This is a genomic window from Microbacterium oryzae, from assembly GCF_009735645.1.
Classification (GTDB): Bacteria; Actinomycetota; Actinomycetes; order Actinomycetales; family Microbacteriaceae; genus Microbacterium; species Microbacterium oryzae.
The window spans coordinates 534,201-544,311 of sequence record NZ_CP032550.1; the positions used below are offsets into that span (position 1 = coordinate 534,201).

At 71.2% G+C, this 10,111-nt stretch carries 8 protein-coding genes and 2 tRNA genes; 8 read left to right on the forward strand and 2 right to left on the reverse strand.

Features of this window, described 5'->3' with window-relative positions; all coding sequences use genetic code 11:
• Window positions 1–55 precede the first annotated feature (55 nt).
• Window positions 56–2,605: an aminopeptidase N gene (gene pepN / locus D7D94_RS02445; RefSeq protein ID WP_156241055.1), complete on the reverse strand. Its 2,550-nt coding sequence runs from the start codon at window positions 2,603–2,605 to the stop codon at window positions 56–58.
• A gap of 163 nt (window positions 2,606–2,768) precedes the next feature.
• Between pepN and D7D94_RS02450 the strand changes: the two genes are divergently transcribed.
• From D7D94_RS02450 to D7D94_RS02465, 4 genes are read left to right on the forward strand one after another with little or no spacing between them, the layout of a single operon-like run.
• Window positions 2,769–3,266, forward strand: coding sequence for a ribose-5-phosphate isomerase (locus D7D94_RS02450; protein ID WP_156241056.1), 498 nt, complete (start codon window positions 2,769–2,771; stop codon window positions 3,264–3,266).
• A 5-nt stretch (window positions 3,267–3,271) separates the two neighbouring features.
• Window positions 3,272–4,294, forward strand: coding sequence for an Fpg/Nei family DNA glycosylase (locus tag D7D94_RS02455; RefSeq protein ID WP_156241057.1), 1,023 nt, complete (start codon window positions 3,272–3,274; stop codon window positions 4,292–4,294).
• 35 nt (window positions 4,295–4,329) lie between these two features.
• Window positions 4,330–4,980 carry an FMN-binding negative transcriptional regulator gene (locus tag D7D94_RS02460; protein WP_156241058.1) on the forward strand — a complete coding sequence of 217 codons (651 nt, stop codon included), beginning with the start codon at window positions 4,330–4,332 and terminating at the stop codon, window positions 4,978–4,980.
• Window positions 4,977–6,482, forward strand: coding sequence for an amidohydrolase (locus tag D7D94_RS02465; protein ID WP_156241059.1), 1,506 nt, complete (start codon window positions 4,977–4,979; stop codon window positions 6,480–6,482). Before D7D94_RS02460 ends, D7D94_RS02465 begins: the two co-directional genes overlap by 4 nt.
• 278 nt (window positions 6,483–6,760) lie before the next feature.
• On the opposite strand, the gene D7D94_RS02470 is transcribed toward D7D94_RS02465, so the two are convergent.
• Window positions 6,761–7,246 (reverse strand): Dps family protein, encoded by a 486-nt coding sequence (locus D7D94_RS02470; RefSeq protein WP_156241060.1) that lies wholly within the window; start codon window positions 7,244–7,246, stop codon window positions 6,761–6,763.
• A 162-nt stretch (window positions 7,247–7,408) separates the two neighbouring features.
• Between D7D94_RS02470 and D7D94_RS02475 the strand changes: the two genes are divergently transcribed.
• The 4 genes from D7D94_RS02475 (at window position 7,409) to tig (ending at window position 9,961) form a co-directional block, all read left to right on the forward strand.
• Window positions 7,409–7,948 (forward strand): gamma carbonic anhydrase family protein, encoded by a 540-nt coding sequence (locus D7D94_RS02475; RefSeq protein WP_156241061.1) that lies wholly within the window; start codon window positions 7,409–7,411, stop codon window positions 7,946–7,948.
• Window positions 7,949–8,041: 93 nt separating this feature from the next.
• Window positions 8,042–8,115, forward strand: a tRNA-Gly gene (locus D7D94_RS02480).
• Between the two features lie 94 nt (window positions 8,116–8,209).
• Window positions 8,210–8,286: transfer RNA gene (locus tag D7D94_RS02485), tRNA-Pro, on the forward strand.
• 70 nt (window positions 8,287–8,356) lie between these two features.
• A complete protein-coding gene (gene tig / locus D7D94_RS02490) occupies window positions 8,357–9,961 on the forward strand; it encodes a trigger factor (RefSeq protein ID WP_156241062.1) in 1,605 nt (534 codons plus the stop codon).
• Window positions 9,962–10,111: the final 150 nt, after the last annotated feature.

Here is a 10,111-nt window from a genome sequence, read left to right on the forward strand (position 1 = left end):
CGAGCCCCGGCGGATCCTGGGATCCGCCGGGGCTCGCAGCGCCTCTCAGGAGGGCCTACTCGGCGTCGCGCTCCTGCGCGGCGAGCGCGCGCTCGACGCCCGCGAGGTTCTCCGCGACGATGCGGCGCAGGGCCGCCGGCGCCTCGGGGTTCTCGCTGAGCCACGCGCGCGTCGCGCGGCGCAACTCGGCGCTGGCGAGCGGCGCGGGGTACAGCAGCTCGATGAGATACGACGCGATCTGGAAGGTGCGCGACTCCCACACCGGCAGGAGCATCGCGAAGTACTTCTCGACGAACGGCGCGAGCTGCTCGCGCGTGGCCGGGTGGACGAACCCGGCGGCGGCGGAGCGGACGACGGTGTTCGGCAGCGCGTCGCTCTCGACGAGCGACGCCCAGGCTGCGGCCTTCGCCTCGGCCGACGGCATGGCCGCGCGGGCCTGCGCGGCGGACTCGGCGCCCTTCGCGGTGTTGTCGGCGGCGAGTGCCGCATCGATCGCCGCCGCGTCCGCGACGCCGCCGGCGGCGAGCGAGACGAGGAGCTGCCAGGAGAGGTCGGTGTCGATCTCGAGCCCGTCGAGCACGGTCTCGCCCGCCCGCAGCGCGCGCACGCGCTCCCACTGCGCGGCAGTCGACGCGGCCGACGCGAACGCCGTGGTCAGCTGCAGCTGGATGTCGCTGCCCGGCTCCGCGCCCTGGAGGAGCTGCCAGAGGCCGTCGGCGACCCGCGCACGGGTCTCCTCGCGCGCCTCCGGGGCGACGTAGCTGTTCGCCGCGAGCTGCAGCTGCGACAGGGTCGTGCGGATGGTCGTGGACTCGGTCTCGCGCCCGATGTTGCGCAGGACGAGGTCGATGTAGTCGGTCGCCGCGGTCTCCGCGTCGCGGGTCTGATCCCACGCCGCGCCCCACACGAGCGAGCGCGCGAGCGGGTCGGCGATGTCGGCGAGGTGGTCGATCGCGGTCTCGAGGCTGCGGTCGTCGAGGCGGATCTTCGCGTAGGCGAGGTCGGCGTCGTTGAGCAGCACGAGCGCCGGGCGGCGGGTGCCCTTCAGCTCGGGCACCTCGGTGAGGTCGCCGTCGACGTCGATCTCGATGCTGTGGGTGCGCGTGAGGGCACCGGAGACGAGGTCGTAGAACCCGATGCCGAGGCGGTGCGGCCGGATGGTGGGGTAGTCGGCCGGCGCGGTCTGGGTGATCGCGAAGCGCGTGATGCGGCCGTCGTGGTCGTCGTCGATGACGGGCGAGAGCGTGTTCACGCCCGCCGTCTCCAGCCACTTCCGCGACCACGGGCCGAGGTCGCGGCCGCTGGTGCGCTCGAGCTCGACGAGCAGGTCCGACAGCGTGGTGTTGGAGTACGCGTGCTTCTGGAAGTACGCGCCCACGCCCTCGAAGAACGCATCGATGCCGACCCATGCGGCCAGCTGCTTGAGAACCGACCCGCCCTTGGCGTAGGTGATCCCGTCGAAGTTGACCTGCACATCCTCGAGGTCGGAGATCTCGGCGACGATCGGGTGCGTGGAGGGGAGCTGGTCCTGGCGGTACGCCCAGGTCTTCTCCATCGCGTTGAAGGTCGTCCAGGCCTCGGTCCACTCGGTGGCCTCGGCCGTCGCGATGGTCGACGCCCACTCGGCGAACGACTCGTTCAGCCAGAGGTCGTTCCACCACTTCATGGTGACGAGGTCGCCGAACCACATATGCGCGAGCTCGTGGAGGATGGTGACGACGCGGCGCTCCTTGACCGCGTCGGTGACCTTGCTGCGGAAGACGTAGGTCTCGGTGAAGGTCACCGCGCCCGCGTTCTCCATCGCCCCGGCGTTGAACTCGGGGACGAACAGCTGGTCGTACTTCGCGAAGGGGTACGGGTAGCCGAACTTCTCCTCGTAGTACGCGAAGCCCTGGCGGGTCTTCTCGAAGACGTAGTCCGCGTCCATGTGCTGCCACAGGCTCTTGCGCGCGAACAGCCCGAGCGGGATCACCCGGCCGGAGGCGGAGGTGAGCTCGGAGCGCGTCTCCTCGTAGGGGCCGGCGATGAGCGCGGTGATGTAGGACGAGATGCGCGGCGTCGGCTCGAAGCCCCAGGTGGCGTTGACGCCGTCGTCGTGGGGGATGGGCTCGGGCGTCGGCTGGTTCGACACGACCTTCCACGCCGCCGGCGCGGTGACGGTGAACTGGAACGTCGCCTTGAGGTCGGGCTGCTCGAAGACCGCGAACACGCGCCGCGAGTCGGGCACCTCGAACTGCGAGTAGAGGTAGACCTCGCCGTCGACGGGGTCGACGAAGCGGTGCAGGCCCTCGCCCGTGTTCGTGTAGAGGCAGTCGGCGTCGACGACGAGCTCGTTCTCGGCCTCGAGGTCGTCGAGGCGGATGCGCGAGTCGGCGTACGCGGCGGCCGGGTCGATCTCGCGGCCGTTCAGCGTGATCTCGCGGACGTCTCGCGCGATGAGGTCGATGAAGGTGCTCGCTCCGGCGGTCGCGGCGAAGCGCACGACGCTGCGCGACCCGAACACCTCGGCGCCCTTGGTCAGGTCGAGCGCGATCTCGTACGTCTGCGTCTCGACGATCGCGCGACGCTCCTGCGCCTCGACGCGGGTGAGGTTCTCTCCAGGCACTTGTTCCACTCCCATGGGTAGGGGACGAAAGATCTCCGGGCGCTGATGACGCCTGCGGCAACCTCAACACTCTACGTGCTCGACGCGGCGTGCTCATGGGAATCGCGGCGAGCCATCCGCCGGTGTGCGCCACGGCGGGGCGAGGTGCGAGAGAATCGGAGCCATGCGCATCCACATCGCGACCGATCACGCGGGTCTCGAGTTCTCGACCCAGCTCCAGCACCACCTCGCGGCGGCGGGGCACGAGGTCATCGACCACGGGCCCGTCGAGTACGAGCCCTTGGACGACTATCCGGCGTTCTGCATCCGCGCGGCTCAGGCCGTCGTCGCCGACCAGCAGGCCGGCGTCTCCGCCCTCGGCGTCGTCTTCGGCGGCTCCGGCAACGGCGAGCAGATCGCCGCCAACAAGGTGGAGGGCGTCCGCGCGGCGCTGGTGTGGAACCTGTCGACCGCCGAGCTCGCGCGCGAGCACAACGACGCGAACGTCATCGCGATCGGCGCCCGGCAGCACACGTTCGACGACGTCACGCGGTTCATCGACCGCTTCATCGAGACGCCGTTCTCCCACGACGAGCGGCACGCCCGCCGGATCGCGCAGATCGGCGCCTACGAGCGCGAGGGTGCGCTCGTCGACGGCCCCGGCCCGCGCCAGGTCTCCTAGCTCGGATGCCCGAGGGTCACTCGGTCCATCGGATCACCCGCCAGTTCGCGCGCAACTTCGTCGGGCGCCCGGTCGCAGTCTCGAGCCCGCAGGGCCGCTTCGCGCAGGGCGCCGAGGTGCTGGATGGCCGCACCATGACGCGCGCCGAGTCCGTCGGCAAGCAGATGTTCCTCGAGTTCGACGAGCAGGTCTGGCTGCGCGTGCACCTGGGGCTCTACGGGGCGTGGGACTTCGCCGGCGAGGTCCTCGTCGACCCGACGATCGCCTCCGCGAACGGGCGGATGGGCCAGACCAACCAGCGGGGAACCGACCTCCCGGAGGCGGAGCGGGTGTTCGACGACGCGGGGGAGAACTCGCTCACCTCGATCGGCGCCCCGCGCCGAGCGCGCGTGCACGTGCGCATGTCGGAGCAGACGAGCGGCCTGGATGAGGCGGACGGCCTCGCCGCCGACGACGCGCCCTGGCCGCCGCCGGTCGTGGGGCAGGTGCGCGTGCGCCTGCTCACCGACGCGACCTGCGCCGACCTGCGCGGGCCGACCGCCTGCGCCGTGCAGACGCCGGACGAGATCGCCGCGGTGATCGCCAAGCTCGGCCCCGACCCGCTCGTCGGAGACGTCGCGGAGGGGGAGGAGCGCTTCGTCCGCGCGGTGCGCCGCCGCAACGTCGCGATCGGGCAGCTGCTCATGGACCAGTCCGTCGTCAGCGGCATCGGCAACGTGTACCGCGCGGAGATGCTCTACCGTGCCCGGCTGGATCCCCACACGCCGGGGAAGGCCATCCCCGAGGAGATCGTCCGCGGCCTCTGGCGCGACTGGGTGCAGCTGCTGCGCATCGGCGTCGAGACCGGGCAGATGATGACCATGGACGGCCTCGACGCGGACGGCTGGCGCCGGGCGATGGCCAGCCGCGACGACCGTCACTGGGTCTACCACCGTGCCGGCCTGCCCTGCCGCGTGTGCGGCACGGAGATCGTGCTCGAGGAGATGCAGGCCCGCAAGCTGTACTGGTGCCCCACGTGCCAGCGCTGACCGGGCCGGTGCCCGCCCCCGCGTAGCATCGGAGGATGCGGCAGAACCCGAGCTTCGCGATGACCGACGTGCCGGAGATCCGCCGGATCGTGCACGGCCATCCGTGGGCCACGCTCGTGAGCGCGACGGACGACGGCCTCGTCGCATCCCACTATCCGGTGCTGCTCGAGGAGGGTCGGGACGACCTCACGGTCGTCGGCCACGTCGGCAAGCCCGACGACCTCGTCCACGGCCTCGGCCAGCGCGAGCTGCTCATCGTGCTGCAGGGACCGCATGGCTACATCACCCCGCGCTGGTACGGCGAGGGGAAGGCCGTCCCGACCTGGAACTTCGTCTCCGTGCACCTCTCCGGCGTCCCCGAGCTGCTCTCGCCCCAGGAGAACCTCGCGGTGCTCGACCGGCTCGTCGCGCACTTCGAGAACCTCGCGGAGGATCCGCGGCTCATGTGGGAGCGGCCGAACGACGCGGCGTTCGTCGAGCGCCTCGAGGCCGGGACGGTCGGCTTCCGGCTCACGCCCACGAAGGTGCTCGCGAAGCGCAAGCTGAGCCAGAACCGCCCGGACGAGGTGGTGGAGACGATCGTCGCCGGTCTCGCCGCGGACGGCCCCTACCGCAACCCCGCGCTGGCCGACGAGATGCGCCGCGCTCAGGAGACGCGCCGCGCGGCACGGGAGACGGCGCGATGAGGCGCGGCGACCGGGTCGACGTCGTCGCGGGCGTCCGCATCGGCGGGGAGGGGCGCGAGCTGCTCGCGCACCCGGACTACGACGTGGACGGCGTGTACGACGTCTGGCTCGACGGGGACCGCATCGTCGACATCGCCCCGGCAGGCGCCATCCGTCGCCGCGGCGCGGTGCTCGATGCAGGCGGCGCGTGGCTCGTGCCCGGCCTGTGGGACCACCACGTGCACACCCTCGAGCACGCGCTGGCCCGCGGCACCGTCTCCGTGGAGGAGGCGGTCTCCTCGCGGGACGCCGCCCGGGCCGCGCTCGCCGCTCCCGTGCGCTCCGACGGCCGTCGAGTCGTCGCCCGCCTGCGCGAGGCGCTGTGGAGCGAGCCCGCCGCGCTCGCCGTGCTCGACGAGGTCACCGGCGACGTCCCGACGTACCTCGTGAGCACGGATCTCCACAGCGTCTGGATGAACACCGCCGCGCTGCGACGCGAGGGCGTCACGACGGATGGCTCGGGCCTGGTCCGTGAGGATGTCGCGTTCGACATCGAGCAGCGACTCAAGCATCTTCCGCCGGAGGACGAGGACCGCGCCCTCGACCGCGCGCTCGCGGAGGCGGCCGCGCGCGGAGTCGTCGGCGTCCAGGATCTGGAGATGGCGTGGAACGTCGAGCGATGGCGGCGGCGCCTCGCCCGCGGCCACGATGCGACCCGCGTGCGCTTCGACGTGTACCCCGACGACCTCGAGCGCGTCATCGCCGAGGGGCTCGTCACCGGCGACGCGCTCGACGGGTCGCCGCTGGTGGAGTTCGGCATGCTGAAGGTCATCTCGGACGGCTCGCTCGGCACCCGCACGGCCGCGACCTCGGGTCCGTACGCCGACGGGAGCAACCGCGGTCGGCTGAACGCGGATCCTCGCGCTCTCGTCGAGCTCGTCGCCCGGGCGGCCGCGGCGGGCATCGTGACGACGGTGCACGCGATCGGCGACGTGGCGAACCGCCACGCGCTGGACGCATTCGCCGCCGCGGACGTCCCGGGGCGCATCGAGCACGCGCAGCTCGTCACGCGCACCGACATCGCGCGGTTCGCGCGCTTGAACGTGGAGGCGAGCATCCAGCCGGAGCACGCGCTCGACGACAGGGAGCTCGTGGCCGCCGAGTGGAGCGCGCAGACGGCTGTCGCGTATCCGCTGCGCGAACTCGTCGACGCCGGCGCGAACGTGCTCCTCGGCTCCGACGCGCCGGTCACGCCGCTGGACCCGTGGGTGCAGATGGCGGCTGCGGCGTTCCGCGCGCATGCGGGCGAGGAGCCGTGGCGCGCCGACCAGGCCATCGATCAGGGCACAGCGCTCGCCGCAGCCACGGCGGGAGGGTCGGCGAACGGCTCCCGGATCCTGCCGGGCGAGGTCGCCGACCTCGTGCTCGTCGAGCACGATCCGCTCGCGGCTTCGGCCGAGCAGCTGCGGGCGATGCCGGTCCATGCGACGCTGCTGGCGGGTCGCCTCACCCACCTCGGCTGAGGCGCCTCGGCGAGGTGCAGAGGCTCCGAGACTGCGCCGCCGCTCCGAGACTGCGCCGCCGCTCCGGGGCCGCGTCTCCGCTTCGGGGCCGTGTCTTTCGCGCTGCCTGACTTCGCCGGCGCTCCGAGACCGCACGCACTGCACGCGGTCTCGGAGCGGCACAGCGGGTCGCGAGCGCCGAAGTGGTCTCGGAGCGATCGAGCACCCTCGCATCTCCCGAACACGCCGAAGGCCCCGATCCGTCCGGATCGGGGCCTTCTGACGAGGAGGGGTCGCGGTCACTCCGCGATGTGCGCCACCAGGAACCAGCGGTCCTTCTCGAGGCCGGCCTTGATCTCGATGGCGACGTCCTGGCTGGTGAGGTCGATCTCATCGAGGCCGTCGATGGCGGCCTGCAGATCGGCGATCACGGTGTCGATGTCGGAGACGACGCCGCGGATGACGACGTCGGACTGCGCGAAGCCGGCGGGAGCGCCGGTTGCCGGGGTCTTGCCGGCGACGGCGCCGAGGCGCGCGTCGATGGGGAGGCCCAGGGCCACGATGCGCTCGGCGGCGAGGTCCGCCCACTCCTGCGCGTGCTCGACGAGGGTGTCGAGGAACTCGTGGACGCCGATGAAGTTGGCGCCGCGGACGTGCCAGTGCGCCTGCTTGCCGTTGACGACGAGGCCCTGGAGGCCGAGGACGACCGGCGAGAGGAACTGAGCCGAGCCGGCGGCGACCGTCGGGTCGGAAGCGGTGGCGGAGATGGTCTGTGCGTCGCTCATGGTGGTTCTCCTTCGTCTTGCCGAGCGTGGGTCACGCCCTGTCGGTGAATACAACGCTACTCACCGACAGACATTCCGCAAGCAAGTGCAGGCTCGGCTAAATCGCCGGTGAAGCAGGGAAAGTGAGGCTTACCGAACCTCGGGAGCGCATAGGGTCGTGGCATGACCATCTCACCCCGTGCCACGGTCCTCGCGCTCGGCGTCGACACTCCCGAGCTCGCCGCCGACGTCTTCGTCGCCGACGGCGCCCGCATCGTGGGCGATGTCGTCATCGGGGAGCGGTCGAGTGTCTGGTACAACGCCGTCCTCCGCGGCGACACCGGCGCCATCCGCGTGGGCGAGCGCAGCAACCTGCAGGACAACGTCTCCGTCCACGTGGGCGCCGGGTACGACGCGATCATCGGCGACGACGTCTCGGTCGGACACAACGCGGTCGTGCACGGCTGCCGCATCGGCGACGGCACGCTCGTCGGGATGGGCGCGGTCGTGCTGCAGGGCGCCGACATCGGGGCGTCGTCACTGGTCGCGGGCGGTGCCGTCGTGCTCGAAGGCACCATCGTTCCGCCCCGGAGCCTGGTCGTTGGCGTGCCGGCCAAGGTGCGGCGCACGCTCTCCGACGAGGAGGTCGCGGGTCTCGTCCGCAACGCCGCCAACTACCTGGGGCACGCGACGCGCCACATGGCTGCTCTCGACGAGGGGTGAGGATGGCCGGGGCGACGCGCGCGGGCCGACGCGCGGTGTTCGAAGCACTCGCGGCGTTGCGATAAGATCGATCCCGGTGCCGGAGACGGCTCCGGGGATGTAGCTCAATGGTAGAGCCCCAGTCTTCCAAACTGGTCACGCGAGTTCGATTCTCGTCATCCCCTCCACATCTCCTTCTCGCCCCGCCGGTGGCATGGCCACGCGGATTGGTCGGCTAGACTTTCCGAGGCCGTTTCGTGTTCCCGTTCGCGGGGATATCCGCGGGGCGTAGCTCAGCTTGGTAGAGCGCCCGCTTTGGGAGCGGGAGGCCGCAGGTTCAAATCCTGTCGCCCCGACCAACGGCCCATCCAGACCTCAGCCCGCACCGGCGCCCAGCGCGCGGGTCCGTCACAAGGAGAACGAACCAGCATGGTGAACAGCACCGTCGAGAAGCTCAGCCCGACGCGGGTCAAGCTTCACATCACGGTCAGCCCCGAAGACCTCAAGCCGGGCATCCAGCACGCGTACGAGCACATCGCCCGCGACGTGCAGGTCCCTGGCTTCCGCAAGGGCAAGGTTCCCGCTCCGATCATCGATCAGCGCGTCGGTCGTGGCGCCGTGATCGAGCACGCCGTGAACGAGGGCCTCGACGGCTTCTTCCGTTCGGCCGTCGCGGAGAACGACGTGAAGGTGCTCGGCCGTCCGCAGGCCGACATCGTCGAGTGGCCCAGCGAGAAGGACTTCTCGGGCGACCTCGTCGTCGACGTCGAGGTGGATGTCCGCCCCGAGTTCGAGATCCCCGCGTACGAGGGCCTCACGGTCACCGTCGACGCCGTCGAGATCGACGACGCGAAGATCGACGAGGAGCTCGACAACCTGCGCGCGCGCTTCGGCACGCTCGTCCCGGTCGACCGTCCCGCCGCGAAGGGCGACTTCGTCGAGCTCGACCTCGTCGCCAAGATCGGCGACGAGGAGATCGACCGTGCCGAGGGCGTCTCCTACGAGGTCGGCTCGGGCGAGCTGCTCGACGGCATCGACGAGGCCATCGACTCGCTCACCGCCGGTGAGGACACCACGTTCCGCTCGAAGCTCGTCGGCGGCGACCACGCCGGCGAGGAGGCCGAGGTCGCCGTGACCGTCAAGGCCGTCAAGGAGCGCGAGCTGCCCGAGGCCGACGACGACTTCGCCCAGATGGCGAGCGAGTTCGACACGATCGCCGAGCTGCGCGAGTCGCTCAAGGAGACCGCTGCCTCGCGCAGCGCGTTCTCGCAGGGCTCCGCCGCCCGCGACCAGCTCGTCGACACGCTGCTCGAGGCCGTCGAGATCCCGGTTCCCGCCAGCCTCATCGAGGACGAGGTGCACCGTCACCTCGAGCAGGAGAACCGCCTCGAGGACGACGAGCACCGCGCTGAGGTGACCGAGGCGAGCGAGAAGCAGTTCCGCACGCAGATCCTCTTCGACGCGATCGCCGAGCAGCTCGACGTGCAGGTCTCGCAGGACGAGTTCACGCAGTACCTCATCCAGGCGTCGACCCAGTACGGCATGTCGCCGCAGGACTTCGTCCAGGCGCTGCAGCAGGGCAACCAGCTGCCCGCGCTCATGGGCGACGTCGCGCGCAACAAGGCGATCGCGATCGTCCTCGGCAAGGTCACCGTCGTCGACTCCGCCGGCAACTCCGTGGACGTGAGCGACTTCGCCGCCGTCGACGACGAGTCCGACGAGGCCGAGGAGATCTCGGCCGACGAGGCGCCGGCTGACGCTCCCGCCGAGGAGGAGGCCGTCGAGGCTCCTGCGGCGAAGAAGAAGCCCGCCGCGAAGAAGCCTGCAGCGAAGAAGGCCGCCGCGGAGCCCAAGGCCGAGGAGCCCGCCGCCGAGGAGCAGCCGAAGAAGCGCGCCACGCGCAAGAAGGCGGAGCCCAAGGCCGACGAGGCCGCGGCTGAGGAGCCCGCTGCCGAGGAGAAGCCCAAGAAGCGCGCCACGCGCAAGAAGGCCGAGCCCAAGGCCGAGGAGACTCCCGCCGAGAAGGCCGAGTAACACCTCACCACGAGAAGAGCGCGGGTGCCGGATGGCGCCCGCGCTCTTCTCGTTTCTCCGGCGGGCAGCCGGCGGGTTCCGTGGTGCCGATCACGCCGCAACGACCCCGACGTCCTGGCTCGCCAGTGCGGGTGGCACGAAAGAGCGCGG